Annotated in this window: 11 protein-coding genes, 3 tRNA genes, 1 pseudogene and 1 riboswitch; of the genes and pseudogenes, 10 read left to right on the forward strand and 5 right to left on the reverse strand. The window is 65.3% G+C overall.

The window, feature by feature from the left end:
* Positions 1-6: 6 nt before the first annotated feature.
* On the reverse strand, positions 7-1,752 hold the full coding sequence (gene argS, locus ESZ60_RS11590; RefSeq protein WP_134680745.1) for an arginine--tRNA ligase: 1,746 nt from the start codon (positions 1,750-1,752) through the stop codon (positions 7-9).
* Positions 1,753-1,837: 85 nt separating this feature from the next.
* A complete protein-coding gene (locus ESZ60_RS11595; protein WP_245155671.1) occupies positions 1,838-3,748 on the reverse strand; it encodes a cation:proton antiporter in 1,911 nt (636 codons plus the stop codon).
* A 431-nt stretch (positions 3,749-4,179) separates the two neighbouring features.
* Here ESZ60_RS11595 and ESZ60_RS11600 point away from each other — a divergent pair.
* The 3 genes and pseudogenes from ESZ60_RS11600 to metK all read left to right on the forward strand — a co-directional run.
* Positions 4,180-5,715 (forward strand): annotated as a pseudogene (locus tag ESZ60_RS11600) (DEAD/DEAH box helicase); the annotation flags it as partial.
* Positions 5,716-6,414: 699 nt separating this feature from the next.
* Positions 6,415-7,905, forward strand: coding sequence for an apolipoprotein N-acyltransferase (gene lnt, locus ESZ60_RS11605; RefSeq protein WP_245155672.1), 1,491 nt, complete (start codon positions 6,415-6,417; stop codon positions 7,903-7,905).
* Between the two features lie 15 nt (positions 7,906-7,920).
* Positions 7,921-7,970: riboswitch (SAM-SAH riboswitch) on the forward strand.
* Positions 7,971-7,975: 5 nt separating this feature from the next.
* A complete protein-coding gene (metK, locus tag ESZ60_RS11610; protein ID WP_134680748.1) occupies positions 7,976-9,142 on the forward strand; it encodes a methionine adenosyltransferase in 1,167 nt (388 codons plus the stop codon).
* 154 nt (positions 9,143-9,296) lie between these two features.
* On the opposite strand, the gene ESZ60_RS11615 is transcribed toward metK, so the two are convergent.
* On the reverse strand, positions 9,297-9,923 hold the full coding sequence (locus ESZ60_RS11615; protein WP_134680749.1) for a J domain-containing protein: 627 nt from the start codon (positions 9,921-9,923) through the stop codon (positions 9,297-9,299).
* 68 nt (positions 9,924-9,991) lie between these two features.
* Here ESZ60_RS11615 and ESZ60_RS11620 point away from each other — a divergent pair, with 68 nt between their 5' ends.
* The 5 genes from ESZ60_RS11620 to ESZ60_RS11640 all read left to right on the forward strand — a co-directional run bounded on the left by ESZ60_RS11620 (position 9,992) and on the right by ESZ60_RS11640 (position 13,620).
* Positions 9,992-10,243, forward strand: coding sequence for a BolA family protein (locus ESZ60_RS11620; protein ID WP_134680750.1), 252 nt, complete (start codon positions 9,992-9,994; stop codon positions 10,241-10,243).
* A 79-nt stretch (positions 10,244-10,322) separates the two neighbouring features.
* Positions 10,323-11,288, forward strand: coding sequence for a class II fructose-bisphosphatase (gene glpX, locus ESZ60_RS11625; protein ID WP_134680751.1), 966 nt, complete (start codon positions 10,323-10,325; stop codon positions 11,286-11,288).
* 47 nt (positions 11,289-11,335) lie between these two features.
* Entirely contained in the window at positions 11,336-13,081 is a 1,746-nt protein-coding gene (gene recJ / locus ESZ60_RS11630; protein WP_134680752.1) for a single-stranded-DNA-specific exonuclease RecJ, read from the forward strand.
* A gap of 122 nt (positions 13,082-13,203) precedes the next feature.
* Positions 13,204-13,278 (forward strand) — tRNA-Glu (locus ESZ60_RS11635).
* Positions 13,279-13,545: 267 nt separating this feature from the next.
* Positions 13,546-13,620 (forward strand) — tRNA-Glu (locus ESZ60_RS11640).
* Between the two features lie 138 nt (positions 13,621-13,758).
* On the opposite strand, the gene ESZ60_RS11645 is transcribed toward ESZ60_RS11640, so the two are convergent.
* Positions 13,759-14,973 (reverse strand): multidrug effflux MFS transporter, encoded by a 1,215-nt coding sequence (locus ESZ60_RS11645; protein ID WP_134680753.1) that lies wholly within the window; start codon positions 14,971-14,973, stop codon positions 13,759-13,761.
* A 104-nt stretch (positions 14,974-15,077) separates the two neighbouring features.
* Here ESZ60_RS11645 and ESZ60_RS11650 point away from each other — a divergent pair, with 104 nt between their 5' ends.
* Positions 15,078-15,500 carry a DUF1489 family protein gene (locus ESZ60_RS11650; RefSeq protein ID WP_134680754.1) on the forward strand — a complete coding sequence of 141 codons (423 nt, stop codon included), beginning with the start codon at positions 15,078-15,080 and terminating at the stop codon, positions 15,498-15,500.
* A 50-nt stretch (positions 15,501-15,550) separates the two neighbouring features.
* On the opposite strand, the gene ESZ60_RS11655 is transcribed toward ESZ60_RS11650, so the two are convergent.
* A tRNA-Gly gene (locus ESZ60_RS11655) sits at positions 15,551-15,624 on the reverse strand.
* Positions 15,625-15,798: 174 nt separating this feature from the next.
* On the opposite strand from ESZ60_RS11655, the gene ESZ60_RS11660 reads away from it, so the two are divergent.
* Positions 15,799-16,983 (forward strand): efflux RND transporter periplasmic adaptor subunit, encoded by a 1,185-nt coding sequence (locus ESZ60_RS11660; protein ID WP_134680755.1) that lies wholly within the window; start codon positions 15,799-15,801, stop codon positions 16,981-16,983.
* Positions 16,984-16,994: the final 11 nt, after the last annotated feature.

Below are 16,994 nucleotides of genomic sequence, written 5' to 3' on the forward strand. Positions count from 1 at the left end.
CTGTTTTCAGCGCATCTCTTTGGCCGGGGTCACGCCCAAGATAGCAAGCCCCGCCGAAATGACAACGCCAACGGACCGCGCCAGCGCGATTTTCGCCGACGTTGCGGCAGGATCGCCATCCTGCACGAAGCGCAGCGACAACTCGTCATTGCCACGATTCCACAGCGAATGCAGTTCAGACGCGATATCATAGAGATAGAACGCAATCCTGTGCGGTTCATGGGCGCGGGCGGCGATCTCGACGATGCGTGGCCATTCGGCAACTTTTTGCGCCATGGCAAGTTCGGCCGGATGGGCGAGAAGCGTGAGATCGGCATCGCCAAGCGTCGCGTCATCGACCGCAACGCCGGTTTCGGCCGCCTTCTTGAGGACCGAATTGATCCGGGCACTGGCATATTGGACGTACCAGACCGGATTGTCCTTGGACTGTTCCAGCACCTTGTCAAAGTCGAAATCCAGCGCCGCGTCGTTCTTGCGGGTCAGCATGTGGAAGCGGGTGACATCGGCCCCCGCCTGCTCGACCACGTCGCGCAGCGTGACGAAGGTCCCGGCGCGCTTCGACATTTTGAAGGGCTCGCCGTTCTTGAACAGCTTGACCAGCTGGATCAGCTTGACGTCCAGCGGCACGCGGCCATTCGACAGGGCAGAGACGGCAGCGGTCATGCGCTTGACATAACCGCCGTGATCCGCGCCGAAGACGTCGATCAACTGGTCGAAGCCGCGGTCGATCTTGTCCCAGTGATAGGCGATGTCGGGCGCGAAATAGGTCCAGGCTCCGTCGGATTTCTTGACCGGCCGATCCACGTCGTCGCCATGCGCGCTCGAACGGAACAGGGTCTGTTCGCGCGGCTCCCAATCCTCGGGGGTCTTGCCCTTGGGCGGCTCGAGCACACCTTCATAGATCAGACCGGCGGCGCGCAGGCGGTCGATGGCGGCCTCGATCCGGCCGGTGCCGTAGAGCGCCTTTTCGCTGGAAAACACATCCATATGGACGTTGAGCAGCGCCAGATCCTCACGGATCATCTCCATCATCGCCGCGGTCGCGAAGTCGCGGACCTCTTCCAGCCAGTCGGATTCCGGCTTGTCGAGCAGGCTCGCGCCGTATTTCGCCTTAAGCGCCTCGCCGACCGGGATCAGGTAATCGCCGGGATAAAGACCCTCGCGGATCTCGGGCTCAAGCCCGTTCGCCTCGCGGTAGCGCTCATAGGCCGAGCGGGCCAGCACATCGACCTGCGCACCGCCGTCATTGATGTAATATTCGCGCGTGACGTCATAGCCCGCGAAATCCAGAAGTGCTGCCAGCGCATCGCCAAAGACCGCGCCCCGGGTATGGCCGACATGCATCGGCCCGGTCGGGTTGGCGCTGACGAATTCGACATTGATCTTGGTGCCCTCGCCCATGACCGAGCGGCCGAATTCCGCCCCGCCCGCCAGCGCGGCACGGACGACGCCCTGCCATTGGCCGGGTGCCAGACGCAGGTTCAGAAAGCCCGGCCCCGCCACATCAGCGGCCGTGATGCGCGGATCGGCGGCAAGGCGGGCGGCCAGCGCCTCGGCGATCTCGCGCGGCTTCTTTCCGGCGGGCTTGGCCAGCACCATCGCGGCATTGGTCGCCATGTCGCCATGCGCGGCGTCGCGCGGCGGCTCGACGGTCACGGCCGAGGTTTCCAGTCCTGCAGGCAGTTCACCCGCCTGTTCCATCTGGGCCAGCGCATCGATCACCAGCGCGCGGATATCCGAAAAGAGGTTCATGGCTTCCATCCTAAGGTCGGTGGCGGGATAACGCCTGCGCTTGGGAAAGGTCAACTGTGGCGATCGAGGTGAATGGCCGCAGGCATCAATGCAGCCGGCGCGGCGGAAACACTCCGGGCCGAAGCATCACGGCATGGTCCGCGTCCTCTAGACGGCTCGGTCGGCTATCCTCCTCTTCGCTCTCGGCAGGCTCGGGCTGGGCCTGCGCATCGGGCGGCACGAGCGAGATGATCCGGCTGTCGGGCCGGGCCTCGAACTTCGCCGGATCGGCGACGAAACTCATCCTGCCGCGATCGACCACCGCCAGAGGAATGGCGTCCGCGCGGCCGTCGCGCCAATCCTCCAGCGTGTATTCGCTGCTCAGGCGCGTGGTGCTGAAACGCCAGCCCCGTTCCAGCAGATCGAGATACTGCGTCAGCGTCCGGCTGCCGCCGATCCCCCTGCCCCCAAGCTGGCTGGGCAGCGCGTAGCGCGCGACCTCTTCTTTGTGGCGGGTGACCTGCCAGATCGCGTTCCTGCCGAAATCCGGGGCCAGATCGGTCGCGACCAGCGTGTTATAGGCATCATTATCCGAAGCGGCGAGCAGCGTGTTATAGTCGATGAACTCGACATTGAGTTCCGCCCCTTCGGACAGGATGTCGCCATCGTAGCAGGGAATCCCCTCGGCCCGGGCCGATCGCAGATGGACGCGGTTCGGATCGGCGATCAGCACGCGCACCCCCGCCTTTTCCATCGCCTTGGCGAGCCCCGTCGCGAATTCCGAGCCACCCACGATCAGAAGCCCCGGCTTCTCGCCCGAGGTCAGGCCGAGCGCCTGCGCCATGGGCGCGAGGGTGAAACCATGCAGCACCACCGTCGCCACCACCAGCACGAAAGCCAGAGGCACCAGCAGCGCCCCGTCCGAGATCCCCTCGCTGACGAGCCGCTCCGCAAAGATCCCCGAGACCGCGACCAGCACCACGCCGCGCGGTCCGGTAAAGGCGATCAGGAATTTTTCCTGCCAAGGCAGATCGGTGCCCAGAAGCGACACAAAGACCGTCAGCGGCCGCACGATCAGCACGACCGAGAGAACGAAGGCAACTGCCCGCCAGTCCAGCATCGACAATGTCTCGAAGCGGAAATCGGCTCCGAGCAGGATAAAGACCCCGGACACCAGAAGGATGGTCGCGGTTTCCTTGAAACGGTGGATCTCGGCATAGCTCGGCAGCTTGGCATTCGCGATCAAGAGCCCCATCACCGTCACCGTGAGCAGCCCGCTTTCATGCAGCACGGCATTGGCCGAGGTGAAAACCCCAAGCACCGTGACGAAAAGCAGCGGTACCTTCATGTATTCCGGCACCAGATTGCGGCGAAACGCGGCCACGATTCCCGCCCCGACCGCCACGCCCAGAACCAGCGCAAAGGCAAGGCCGAACAGCAGGTGCCAGACCGCCTCGATCGTGCCCATATTCTGGAAACGGACCATCACGACGAGCAGGGCCAGAACCCCCGCAAGCGCGCCCAGCGGGTCGTTGACGATGGCCTCCCATTGCAGGGCTTGGGCCGGGCGCGAGCGCAGCCGCGCCTGCCGCAGCAAAGGCGCGATGACGGTCGGGCCGGTCACGATCATGATCCCGCCAAAGACGATCGCCGCCGGCCATTCCAGCCCGGCGACCAGGTTCAGCGCCAAGGCCGAGAGGGCCCAGCCCAGCGGCGCACCGATATAGACCAGCCGCTTGACCGCCGCCCGCGCATCGCGCAATTCGCGAAAATTCAGCGTGAGGCCGCCCTCGAACAGAATGATCGCCACCGCCAATGAGATCAGCGGCTCAAGCAATGGGCCGAGTTCGCGTCCCGGGACGAATATGCCCGTCACCGGGCCGAGCAGCAGCCCCGCGATCAGCATCAGGACGATGCCGGGCATCCGAAAACGCCATGCCAGCCATTGCGCGCCGATGCCCGCGACGCCGACGATTGCAAAAGCCTCCATCGGGCCAAGCCCGCCAAATTCATTCACGATAGATCACCCTCGCCGTCACGCACCCTGCGGGCCATATGTGTCAGAATGTTCTGCCAGCCCCGGACAGTCACGGAAATTCTGGCGGCCCGCAGCGTGATGAAATTGCCACCCATTCCGCGCGGCAGGTCACCGGCAAATGCGCAGCGCCCGTGCCCGGGCGGCGGTCCTGGCTTGGGGCATCGGCTGGGGTCTTGGGCTGCGGGGCCGGCTTCTGGCGGAAACGCTAAATTTCGCGATCAGATTGACGCGGTGCATGTTTTCGGTTAGGCCCCTCTCCGTCTGCATCCGGCAGGCAAGGCGAGGGGCGTGCGGCGATTGCGTCCCGAACCGCCGTTTCCGGCCCTTTGAACCGAATGGCAGGCCCGGTCACGGCGATCGACGCAAGACCAGCGCAGCAGTGATTCTGCGCGAATAAACGAAAGTCCCTGATGACCAAATTTACCGACCTGAAACTGGACCCCAAGGTTCTGAAAGCCATCGCCGAGGCGGGGTACGAAACCCCAACGCCGATTCAGGCGGGCGCGATTCCCCCCGCGCTCGAGGGGCGTGACGTGCTGGGCATCGCTCAGACCGGAACCGGCAAGACCGCCAGCTTCACTTTGCCGATGATCACGCTTCTGGGGCGTGGCCGGGCGCGTGCGCGGATGCCGCGCAGCCTCGTGCTGTGCCCGACGCGCGAACTGGCCGCACAGGTCGCCGAGAATTTCGACATCTATGCCAAGCATACCAAACTGACCAAGGCGCTCTTGATCGGCGGCGTCAGCTTCAATGAGCAGGACAAGCTGATCGACCGCGGCGTCGATGTGCTGATCGCGACCCCCGGTCGCCTGCTCGACCATTTCGAGCGCGGCAAGCTTCTGCTGACCGGCGTTCAGATCATGGTCGTCGATGAGGCTGACCGGATGCTCGACATGGGGTTCATCCCGGATATCGAGCGCATCTTCCAACTGACGCCCTTTACCCGTCAGACGCTGTTCTTCTCGGCCACCATGGCCCCCGAGATCGAGCGCATCACCGACACCTTCCTGCACGCACCCGAGCGCATCGAGGTCGCGCGTCAGGCCACCACCAGCGAGACGATCACCCAAAGGCTGGTCGAGATCACCCCGACCCGCAAGGACCAGACCGCCAAGCAGAAGCGTGAGCTGCTGCGCGCGGTGATCCGGGCCGAGGGCGAGGATCTGAAAAACGCGATCATCTTCTGCAACCGCAAGACCGATGTGGATATCGTCGCCAAATCCCTGAAAGCGCATGGTTTCGACGCGGCGCCCATCCACGGGGATCTGGATCAGCGCCACCGCATGGCGACGCTGGACGATTTCCGCGAGGGCAAGCTGCGCTTCCTCGTGGCCTCGGACGTGGCCGCCCGCGGGCTCGATATCCCCGCGGTCAGCCATGTCTTCAACTTCGACCTGCCCTCTCACGCCGAGGATTACGTTCACCGCATCGGCCGCACCGGTCGGGCGGGACGTCTTGGCACGGCCATTTCGCTTGCGACACCCATGGACGAAAAATACCTCACTGCCATTGAAACGCTGGTCAAGCAAAGCCTGCCGCGTGCCGAAACGCCCGAGGGATTCGCCTTGTCGGCCGCTGCCAAGGACGCCCCACGCCCGCCGCGCGAGAATGGCCGGCGCGAACGCAGCCGCGACCGCAGCCGCCATGGCCGCCGCGATGACAGCGAGCAGCGCAGCCAGCAGCCCGACGCCAAGCCGGTCGAAACCAGCCCCCGAGATGATCGCCGGGAAGATCGTCGGGAGGAGCGCCGTGAAGAACGTCGTGACGAAAGGCGGGAACGCGGCCACGATCAGCGTGGCAATGATCACCGTGGCCATGATCATCGCAGCGGCGAAAGGCGCGAGGATCGCCGTGGCGACCGCCATCCCGTCATGGGCATGGGCGATCACGTCCCCGAATTCCTGACCCGCAGTTTCCGCCCTTCGTTCCGCGAGCTTCACGAGGACACCGCTTCGGCATCCCAGCCCGCACCGGCCAAGGCTCCTGCCCGGCCGGAGCATGGCGCGCATGACGCCGCGCCTGCCGTCTCGTCTATCGCTGCGCCCGCCTCTGTCGCCGCGCCGATCTCCGCCGAACCCAGCTCGGTCGAGCCCGGCTCTGCCGAGCCGACGCCCAAGCCCAAGCGCAGCCGTTCGCGCAAGACAGCCGCGAAAGCGCCGGTCGCGCCGGTGACCGAAGCCGAGCCGGCGCAAGCCGCGATTGCCGAGGCCGAAGCACCCGCTCAAGCCCCCGCGGCAGAGATTGCCGCCGAGACGGTCGTCGCATCCGCCGCAGAGGCAGCGCCCGCGAAAAAACCGACGCGCAGCCGCAAGCCCCGGACCACTAAGCCCAAGGCCGAAGCCGTAACTGCTGAAGCCCCTGCCGAGGCCGCGCCTTCGGACAGCGCGGAGCCCGTCGCGGTCCCCGAAGCCGTGGCCGAAAAACCCAAGCGCAAGACCACGGCGCGCAAGACCGCGGCAAAGCCCGCCGCCTCGCGCAGCCGCAAGACCAAGACGGCCCAGGACAGCGCCCCGGCAACCGACAGCGCGACCGAGACTCCGGCCGTGGTCGCGGATGATTCCGCCGCCGAGGCCTGATCACCGGTCATGCCTGTCACGGCACCGACGACCTCCAGGGACCGAAGCCGTCTGACGCGGCTTCGGTCCTTGGCATTTGACCTCGCACTCGGCGCGCTTGCCGCCTTGGGGCAGGCCCCGTGGAATCTGTGGTTCCTTGCCCTAGCCGCGCTTGCTCTGCTGTGCTGGCGCATCGCCCGGGCACGAGATCCGCGCCAGGCATTCTGGCATGCCCTGGCCGCGGGTTTCGGCCAGTTCGCCATCGCCATGTCCTGGATCGTCGAGCCTTTCCTCGTCGAACCCGAGCGTTACGGCTGGATGGCGCCATTCGCGCTGGTCCTTACGGCGAGCGGTGGCGCGCTGTTCTGGGCCCTGCCCGGCTGGCTATCGGCCCGTCTTGAATCGGGTCTCGCGGCGCGCGGGGCCGCCTTCGCCGCTTTCATGGTTCTTTCCGACTGGCTGCGCGGCTGGATCTTTACCGGCCTCCCCTGGAGCCTGACCGGACATATCTGGATCGGAACCCCCGCAGACCAGCTCGCCGCCTCTTTCGGCGCGATCGGACTTTCCGCCCTGACCATGCTTACCGCGGTTCTTCCGGTGATTTTCCTGCGCCAGGATCGGGGGCCGCGCACCGCTCTTCCCGGCGCGATCCTCTCGGCGCTGGTGATCGCCACGGTCTGGAGCGCGGGGCTTGCGCGCCTGGCACAGCCGGTGCCGCCTGACAGGCCCATCCAGCTTCGCCTGATCCAGCCCAATGCGACACAGGCGCTGAAATGGGACCCCTATTGGTCGGAGATCTTCTTCCGGCGCCTGCTCGAGCTCTCGGCCGCCCGCGATCCTGGCCGCCCCGGTCCGGATGCGGTGATCTGGCCCGAAACCGCGGTCAGTTTCCTGCTCGAGCAATCGGGCAGCGCGCCTCAAGACATCGCCAACCATGTCGGAGCGCCGGTCATCCTGGGCATTCAGCGCGGCGAAGGATCGCGCTATTTCAACAGCCTGACCGAATTCTCCAGAAATGGCATCGGCGAGATCTACGACAAGTTTCACCTCGTTCCCTTCGGTGAATACACGCCTTGGGGAGATCAGCTCTCCGCCTTTGGCATCCGCGCCTTTGCCGCCCAGCATGGGTTTGGCTACTCTCCCGGTCCCGCACCCAGGATCCTGCGCTTTTCCGCATTGCCCCCGGTGCAGCCCCTGATCTGCTACGAGGCCGTGTTCTCGCGGCATCTCATTTCCGGACCGAACCGGCCCGAATGGCTCTTGCAGGTCACGAATGACGGCTGGTTCGGTCAGCTCTCGGGACCGTGGCAACATCTCGCGCAGGCGCAACTCAGGGCGATCGAATCGGGCCTGCCGCTCATGCGCGCGGCGAATACCGGCGTCTCCGCCGTGTTGGACGGGCATGGGCGCATCCGCGCGCAGCTTGGTCTGGGCGTCACGGGCCGGATCGACGCCGCCCTGCCCTCGGCCCTGCCGCCGACGCCATGGTCGCGCTGGGGCGATTGGCCTGCGGTGCTTGCAGCACTGGCATGCATTGCCGGCGCGCTGTCGCATCGCATGTTGACTGCCCGGAGGCGCTGAACTAACGATCGCGCTTGACCGTCACAACGGCTTCCTGGCGTGGCGGCGTCTTCTCTAACGGAGCATTTCAATGGCCAGACAGAATTATGTGTTCACCTCGGAATCGGTCTCCGAGGGGCATCCCGACAAATTGTGCGACCAGATCTCGGATGCGGTGCTCGATGCGCTGCTGGCCGAGGATCCGGCTGCCCGTGTGGCCTGCGAAACCTTCGCCACCACCGGCACCGTCGTGATCGGCGGCGAGATCGGCCTGACCGACCAGAAGAAACTGGGCGAATATATGGGCCGGATCAGCCAGATCGCCCGCGATACGATCCGCGACATCGGCTATGAGCAGGAAAAGTTCCACTGGAACACCTGCCACGTCCACAATTACCTGCACGAGCAATCCGCCCATATCAGCCAGGGCGTCGATCGCGACGGCGCGGGCGACCAGGGCATCATGTTCGGCTTTGCCGTCGACGAGACGCCCGAGCTGATGCCCGCCCCGATCCAATATTCGCATGCGATCCTGCGCCGCCTCGCCGAGGCCCGCAAATCCGGTGCCGAGCCGATGCTGGGCCCCGACGCCAAATCCCAGATCAGCCTGCGCTATGAAAATGGCAAGCCGGTCGAAGTCACCAGCCTCGTCCTGTCGCATCAGCACAAGGACGAAGCCCAGACCTCGGACGACATCCGCGCCATCGTCGAGCCCTATATCCGCGAGGTCCTGCCCGCCGAATGGCTGACCGAAAACACCGAATGGTGGGTCAACCCGACCGGCACTTTCGTGATCGGGGGCCCCGATGGCGACGCTGGCCTGACCGGACGCAAGATCATCGTCGACACCTATGGTGGGGCTGCGCCGCACGGCGGCGGGGCCTTCTCCGGCAAGGATCCGACCAAGGTCGACCGCTCGGCCGCCTATGCCGCGCGCTATCTCGCCAAGAACGTGGTCGCCGCCGGACTCGCGCGCAAATGCGTGATCCAGCTCAGCTACGCGATCGGCGTGGCCAAGCCGCTCTCGATCTATGCCGATACTTTCGGCACGAGCGAGGTCCCCGAGGCCGAGATCGAACGCGCCATCGCCCGCGCGATGGATCTGACGCCGCGAGGCATCCGCGAGCATTTGGACCTCTGCCGCCCGATTTATCGCCGCACGGCAGCTTACGGCCATTTCGGTCGCGCGCCCGAGGCCGATGGCGGTTTCTCCTGGGAGCGCACGGATCTTGCCGAGGCGCTGCAGCGCGAGTTGTAATCCCCGGACCGGGGGCTTTGCGCCCCCGTCCAGCCAAGCCTCACCCGCAGGACATGTCTGACAGAACAAGGCCCGAGGTTTGATCACCTCGGGCCTTCTTTCTTGCTCAAATATCCTGGGGGAGCGCGGGACGCGCGGGGGCAAAGCCCCCTCTTCAATCCTTGAAGCTGCGGCTGTCCTTGATCTGATCCCAGGCCCAGACCACTTCCTGCAGGCGGTCCTCGTCAGAGCGGTCGCCGCCATTCATGTCGGGATGCAGATCCTTGACCAGCGACTTGTATTGCTTGCGGATCTCGGCGCGGGTCCAGCTGTCCTTGGCTTCAAGGATTTCCAGCGCCTTACGCTCGGTGGGCGGCAGCTTGCGGGTCGCCTTGGTGCGGACCTCGGGATTGGTCCCGTTCGCGCCGAGGATCTCCAGCGGATCGTCGATGCCGTGGCGGGCCCATTTCTGTTCCTGCGTCGAGCGGCCGAAAGGCTTGGTCGGGCGCTCCCAGACCGTCGCATTGTCTAGGAATTCCTGGAACTCGGCCTCGGACTGGCCCTGGAAATAATTCCAGTTCAGGTTGTATTCGCGGACATGGTCCTTGCAGAACCAGAAATAGTCATCGAGGTTGCGGGGCGATTTCGGCGCGCGATACTGGCCCGGCTCCTTGCAGCCGTCCTTATCGCAGCGACGCGTCGAAGTCTCAAAGGCTCCGGACATGCCACGGCGCCCCTTGGACCGCTTTTTCTTGTCCGAGGCTGCGGAAATGTCGAAGCCGAAGGGGTCGCTGTTGCTCATTTACCTGCCTTGTTCTGATCGAGGCGGGCAGTTTAGATTATTTGACGCGACATGAAAGGGCATAACGGATGATTGCCGACGAGATGCGGGAACGCCTATGTGAGATCGAACCCTCCCGGCTCGAGATAATCGATGAAAGCGAGCAACATCGCGGCCATGGCGGCTATCGCGAGGGTGGAGAGTCGCATTTTCGGATCCGCATGGCCAGCCCGCGCTTTGCCGGTCTGAGCCTCGTTGCGCGTCATCGCCTCGTGCATCGCACGCTTGGCGATATCGTGCCCAGAATCCACGCTCTGGCGCTGGAATTGTCGGAAAGCTGAGCCGTTAGCGCCCCCAGCCTTGCAGCCGTTACAATGCGCCGCGTAGAAGCGGCCAAGCGTAATCAGAAGGATTTTCAGCATGACCCCGCCCAAGGATTTCAACGATCGGATGCTGTCGCTGGGCCTGGCCCGCGTCAGCGAGGCCGCGGCCCATGCCTCGGCCCGGCTGATCGGCCGCGGTGACGAGAAGGCCGCCGACCAGGCCGCCGTCAACGCCATGCGCGAGCAGTTGAACATGCTGGACATCAAGGGCGTCGTCGTCATCGGCGAAGGCGAGCGCGACGAGGCGCCGATGCTCTATATCGGCGAGGAAGTCGGCAGCGGCGAAGGCCCCGAGGTCGATATCGCGCTCGACCCGCTGGAAGGCACCACGCTGACCGCCAAGGACATGCCGAACGCGCTGACCGTCATCGCCATGGCCCCGCGCGGCACGCTGCTGCACGCCCCCGATGTCTATATGGAGAAGCTGGCGATCGGTCCGGGCTATGCCAAGGACGTGGTCAGCCTCGAGATGTCGCCCGCCGAGCGCGTCCGTGCGCTGGCAAAGGCCCGCGGCGTCAAGGACAGCGACATCACCGTCTGCATCCTCGAGCGTCCGCGCCATGAGGACCTGATCGCCGAAGTGCGCTCGACCGGCGCGGCGATCCGCCTGATCACCGATGGTGACGTGGCTGGAGTCATCCATTGCGCCGAGGCCGAACTGACCGGCATCGACATGTATATGGGTTCGGGCGGCGCCCCCGAGGGCGTGCTGGCGGCCTCGGCGCTGAAATGCATGGGCGGCCAGATGTGGGGCAAGCTCTTGTTCCGCAATGACGACGAGAAAGGCCGCGCGGCCAAGGCCGGAATCACCGATCTCGACCGCATCTATTCGCGTGACGAGCTGGTCACCGCCGATGTGATCTTCGCCGCGACCGGCGTCACCAACGGTTCGATCGTGGCGGGCGTCAAGCGCGAGCCGGGCTTCCTGCAAACCGAAACGATCCTCATGCGCTCGAAAACCGGCTCGGTCCGCCGCATGATCTATCGCAACCCGATCAAGTAATCTCGGGTCGCACTTGAACAGCGGGCGGTCATGGGAGACAACACCCCATGACCGCCTTTCTTTCTGTAGAATCTTCGCTCACCGGCCGCTTCTGGCGCGGCCCTGATGCCCAGCTTGACCGCGCCGCCGAGGCCTTGGCGCAAGACAGCCGCCTGCCTTTGCCGGTCACGCGCATCCTTGCCGCGCGCGGCATCAACGCGCCCGAGGCGCAGAGCTTCCTCGACCCGAAGCTGCGTGACCTGATGCCCGATCCCTTGACCATGCGCGATATGGCCAAGGCCGCAGATCGCATCGTCGCCGCCGTCACGCGCCGCGAGCGGATTGCGATCTTCGCCGATTACGATGTCGATGGCGGTTCCTCCGCCGCGCTGTTGATCGACTGGCTGCGCCAGCAGGGGCTGGCCGCGACTCTCTATATCCCAGACCGCATCGACGAGGGTTATGGCCCGAACGTTCCCGCGATCTCGGGGCTGGCGCAGAATCACGACCTGATCATCTGCGTCGATTGCGGCACGCTGAGCCATGAGGCTCTGGCCGCCGCCGCACCCCGCGATGTGATCGTTCTGGACCACCATCAGGGCGGCGAGACCCTGCCCCCGGTCCTGGCCGTGGTGAACCCCAACCGCGCCGATGAGGATGGCGCGCTGGGGCATCTCTGCGCGGCGGGTGTGGTGTTCCTGACCTTGGTGCAATGCAATCGGCTTTTGCGCGAGCAGGGCCGCCCGCAGCCCGACCTGATCGGGCTGCTCGACCTCGTGGCGCTTGCGACCGTCGCGGATGTCGCGCCGCTGCTGGGCGTGAACCGCGCCTTCGTGCGGCAGGGGCTGGTCGTCATGGCCCGGCGCGAGCGCCCCGGCCTTGTCGCCCTGTCCGACGTGGCGCGGCTCGACAGTGCCCCCAATGCCTTCCATCTGGGCTTCCTGCTCGGGCCGCGCATCAACGCGGGCGGGCGCGTCGGCAAGGCCGATCTGGGAGCCCTGTGCCTGTCCTGCACCGACCCCTCGCAGGCCGAACGGCTGGCCGCCCAGCTTGACGAATTGAACCGCGACCGCCGCAGCATCGAGGCCGCCGTGCGCGAAGCCGCCTTGGCGCAGGTCGAGGCCCGCGGCAGCGACAGCGTGATCGCTTGGGCGGCAGGAGAGGGCTGGCATCCGGGCGTCGTCGGCATCGTCGCCGCCCGCGTCAAGGAGGCGATGAACCTGCCCTCGGTCGTGATCGGGGTCGAGAACGGTATCGGCAAGGGATCGGCCCGCTCGGTGCCCGGCGTCGATCTGGGTCGCGCCATCCAGCGCCTCGCCGCCGAGGGGCTGCTGCTCAAAGGTGGCGGCCATGCCATGGCGGCGGGCCTGACCGTCGAGGAGGCCAAGATCCCTGCCGCGATGGCGCGTCTTGCCGAGTTGCTCTCGCGCGAGATGGAGGATCGTCCCGGCGCGGGCGAGTTGCGTATTTCGGGACTTCTCGATCCCGCAGGCGCGACCATCGAGTTGATGCAGATGCTGGAAAAGGCCGGTCCCTTCGGACAGGCCGCCCCTGCCCCGCGCTTCGCCTTTGCCGACCAATTGGTCGAAAGCGTCTCGACCATGGGCGACAGCCATCTGCGGCTGCGCTTTCGCAGCGCGGGCAGCCAGCCGATCGAGGCCGTGGCCTGGGGCGCGATGACCGGCCCGCTGGGGCCCGCGCTTCTGGAAGCCAAGGGCCGACGCTTCCATCTGGCGGGCAAGCTCGAACTGTCGCAATGGGGCGGGCGCGAGCGCGTTCGCCTGCGTTTGGACGATGCCGGAGAGGTGCGTTGAGGCTTCGGGAGGCGGGCAGAAAAAACTTTCATGGAAAGTGTTTTTTCCGCTTGCGGCCTTCCGGAACCTGACCTAAATACCGCCCCACGCCGCAGGGCATAGCCCGGCGGAGAACAGAAAGTGGCCCGTTCGTCTATCGGTTAGGACGTCAGGTTTTCAACCTGAAAAGAGGGGTTCGACTCCCCTACGGGCTGCCACTTCACCTGTCCATGACAGGACTTCGCGCCGGGATCACCATGATCCACGGCGTTTTTTCTTTTCCATTCCTGACCTTCGACGGCAGATTTGCTGTCGTTTCTGGCGCTCGCTTTTCTGGGAAAAGGCAAAAAACCGGAAAATCGCGCGTCCCCCTCAAAAATTCCGACTTACCCACAGAAACCGTTAAAACGGCCCTTGCGGGTTCCAAGAACCTGGCCTAGATACCGCCCCACGCCGCAGGGTTGAGCCCAGCGGAAACAGAAAGTGGCCCGTTCGTCTATCGGTTAGGACGTCAGGTTTTCAACCTGAAAAGAGGGGTTCGACTCCCCTACGGGCTGCCACTTCTTCCCCCAAGCGATTTTGAAATATCTCGGCGCGACCGGCCGTTCGTCCCGCAGCCCGGCATGATTTGCCTGTGCCTGCTGGCTTGGCGAATGTTGCCGCCCGCGAGAAAAAGGGGCGCCGAAGCGCCCCCTGTCTCAGACATCCTCGATCTTTCGCATCATCCACAGCGCCAGACCCGAGCAGATCAATGTCGCCAGGATGATCGGTCGGGCGGTGCCGTCGTAAAGCAGGCCGATCGGGGCGGCGATCAGGACCGCCCCGATGGTCGAGACGGCGGCGATGACCGAAGCCGCCATGCCCGCGACATGGCCCATGCGCTGCAAGGCCATGGCATTCAGATTGCCGAAGGTGACGCCTGCCATGAAGAACACGCTGACCGCCCAAATGAAAAAGGCCGGGAAGCGCAGGGACTCGGGCAAGAGGTCCCCGATCACCAGCACCGCCATGACCGAAGAGACCACGACCTGCATCGCATAGGCATAGGACACGATCCGTCGCATCCCCAGCCGCAGGACATAACGCGCGTTCAGCACCGTCCCCATGCCCGAAAGCAGCGCCATCGCGGCGAACCAGACGGGGAATTGCGCGCCCTTGTGATAGGTCTCTGAGAAAAGCTGCTGGGCGGAACTCAGCAGCGCGAACATCTGGCCAAAGCCCAGCGTCATCACGATCGTGACCAGCTGCACCTGCCGGTTGCCCAGCACCTCGCGCGCCGAGGCGGCGAGGTTGGTGATGTTCAGCGGACGCCGCCGCGAGACCGGAAGGGTCTCGGGCTGGCGCAGGTTGATCCAGAGCGAGCCGATCAGGGCCAGCAGGACGAACGCTCCGAAAATGCCGTGCCAGCCGACGAAGTGGATCACCACCGCCCCGAGCGAGGGGGCCACCGCCGGCACGAGGATGAAGATCATCATGATGAAGCTGGTGATCCGCGCCATCTCGCGGCCCTGGTAAAGATCGCGCACCAAGGCCTGCGAGACGATCCGCGGCGCAGCCGCGCCCAGCCCCTGCACGAATCGCGCGGCAAGAAGCACTTCCAGCGAATTGGCAAAGATCGCGACGATGGCCGCCAGCGCATAGATGCCAAAACCCAGCGTGATGATCGGCTTGCGCCCATAGGCATCCGAGAGCGGCCCGGCCAGAAAGACCCCCACGCCCATGCCGCCGACGAATGCCGTGAGCACCAGTTGCGCCTTGTTCACATTGTCGGGACTGAATTCCTGCGCGATCTCCGGCAGGGCGGGCAGCATCGAATCGATCGAAAAGGCGATCACCGCCAGCACGACGGCCAGCATGGCGACGAATTCGAACTGGGATTGCCTGCGTTCTGGCATTGCGGCCGGTTCGGACATGGTCCCCTCGTATGTCATGAAAATCCAGAGCGGCCTACGCCCGTAGCTTGGGTGGCGCAAGGCTCACGCGTTGCACATTCCCGCGCGAGAGATATATCTGCCCCATGAGCAAGACCCTTCACCTGATGAAACTCTGCGTCGGCTGCGACAGCCCGGCGGAACTGGCCGAATGGCAGCGGCATCGCTGGCAGGGCGGCCCCGCGCGTCACCTCACCCGCATGTGGCCCAAGCGCGAGGCCGAGATCCTTGGCGGCGGCTCGATCTTCTGGGTGTTCAAGGGCGTCATGCAGGCCCGTCAGCGCATCCTTGCCCTGGAGGAAGCCCTGGGCGAGGACGGCATCCGGCGCTGCGCGCTGGTGCTCGATCCAGAACTTGTGCGGGTCACCGCCCTGCCCCGACGCCCGTTTCAGGGCTGGCGCTACCTCGCCGCCGAGGATGCGCCACGGGATCTGGCAGTGGGCCGGGCCGAGGAGCCCGATCTTCCCAGCGACATGCAGCGCGCGCTGGCCGAGATGGGACTGCTCTAGGATCAGCGGGTCTGTCTGCTGATTTATCGGCTCATTTACGAGGGGATTGCTGGAGCGGGTAGCGGGAATCGAACCCGCGCCAAGAGCTTGGGAAGCTCGTGTGATACCATTTCACCATACCCGCGCGCCGTTCGGATAGCATCTGGCAGGATGCTTCCGCAAGTGCATTTTCTGCATTCATCCCGCCTGACGCCTGCACTTGCGTGGCCACAACTTGGGCGGGCGCATCGAATTGGGATTGATCCGACGCATCAAAGAGTTGTTATAACCGCCTCAGCATATGCCGGGGAGCAAGATCATGTCAGCGCTTTCGCGCCGGATTTCCGTTTGCCTTTTCCTCTCGCTTGCGCCGGGCACGGTCGCTTGGGCCCAGGCACCGGGCGCGGGTCAGGCCCCACCGCCCGCGGTGACGGTCGTCACCCTGCATGCCGAGGATATCGCGCTGACAACGACCCTGCCGGGCCGCGTCACCGCCTCGGCCGAGGCCGAGGTCCGACCCCAGGTCAATGGCATCGTCACCGAGCGGCTGTTCGAGGAAGGTCGCCTGGTGAAGGTCGGCGACCCTCTGTTCCACATCGACCAGACCACCTATGAGGCGCAAGTCGCGCAGGCCGAGGCGGCCGTGGCTCAGGCCCGGGCGCAGGCCGAGAACGCCCGCCGCGAGGCCGATCGCATCGGCGAATTGCGCGATCGCCGCGTCGCGAGCGAAAGCACGAGCGAGGGCGCGATCGCGACCCGCGATGCCGCCGAGGCGGCGGTCAAGGTCGCCGAGGCACAGCTTCAGACCGCCCGGATCGAATTGGAGCGCACCACGATCCGGGCCGAGCTTGACGGCGATATCGGTCTGGCCCAGATCAGCCAGGGCGCCTTGGTGACGGCAAGCCAGGCCGCGCCTCTGGCCGTGATCCGCACGCTCGATCCGGTGCATGTCGATGTCACGCAATCCTCGGCCGAAATCATCCGCTGGAAGCGCCGGATGGAAGCGGCAGAGGCGCAGAACGATGACCGCCGGGTCATGCTGCGACTCGCCGATGGCAGCGATTACGATCACACCGGCAAGCTGACTGCGGCCGAACCCTATGTGAACGAAACAACGGGCGTGGTCACGCTGCGGCTGTCCTTCGCCAATCCCGACCGCCTGCTTCTGCCGGGGATGTATGTCCAGGCCGTCGTCCAGCAGGCCGTGGCGCAGAATGTGGTCCTCGCCCCGCAGGAGGGGGTCACCCGCGACCGCCGCGGCCAGCCCATCGCGCTGGTGGTGAATGCCGAAAATCAGGTCGAGCAGCGTCCCCTGACCATTCTTCAGGACATGGGCAATAACTGGGTCGTCGGCGAAGGGCTGCAAGAGGGCGACCGGCTGATCGTCGAGGGCCTGCAAAAGATCGGCGTCGGCATGACCGTCGCCCCCGAGGAACGCGGCGCCGCGGCGCCAGGCCCGCAGCCACCGGAAGGCGCGGCGAAAACAGACAGCTCGAACGGTTGATCCGGTCCGAG

The sequence above is a fragment of the Paracoccus ravus genome (genome assembly GCF_004522175.1).
In the GTDB taxonomy this organism is placed as follows: domain Bacteria; phylum Pseudomonadota; class Alphaproteobacteria; order Rhodobacterales; family Rhodobacteraceae; genus Paracoccus; species Paracoccus ravus.

What these genes read in the sequence shown, in the direction of transcription:
- argS (WP_134680745.1), bottom strand. Translation starts at nt 1,752, where the DNA reads ATGAACCTCTTTTCGGATATCCGCGCGCTGGTGATCGATGCGCTGGCC.
- metK (WP_134680748.1), top strand. Translation starts at nt 7,976, where the DNA reads ATGGCCAGACAGAATTATGTGTTCACCTCGGAATCGGTCTCCGAGGGG.
- ESZ60_RS11615 (WP_134680749.1), bottom strand. Translation starts at nt 9,923, where the DNA reads ATGAGCAACAGCGACCCCTTCGGCTTCGACATTTCCGCAGCCTCGGAC.
- ESZ60_RS11620 (WP_134680750.1), top strand. Translation starts at nt 9,992, where the DNA reads ATGATTGCCGACGAGATGCGGGAACGCCTATGTGAGATCGAACCCTCC.
- glpX (WP_134680751.1), top strand. Translation starts at nt 10,323, where the DNA reads ATGACCCCGCCCAAGGATTTCAACGATCGGATGCTGTCGCTGGGCCTG.
- recJ (WP_134680752.1), top strand. Translation starts at nt 11,336, where the DNA reads ATGACCGCCTTTCTTTCTGTAGAATCTTCGCTCACCGGCCGCTTCTGG.
- ESZ60_RS11645 (WP_134680753.1), bottom strand. Translation starts at nt 14,973, where the DNA reads ATGTCCGAACCGGCCGCAATGCCAGAACGCAGGCAATCCCAGTTCGAA.
- ESZ60_RS11650 (WP_134680754.1), top strand. Translation starts at nt 15,078, where the DNA reads ATGAGCAAGACCCTTCACCTGATGAAACTCTGCGTCGGCTGCGACAGC.
- ESZ60_RS11660 (WP_134680755.1), top strand. Translation starts at nt 15,799, where the DNA reads ATGTCAGCGCTTTCGCGCCGGATTTCCGTTTGCCTTTTCCTCTCGCTT.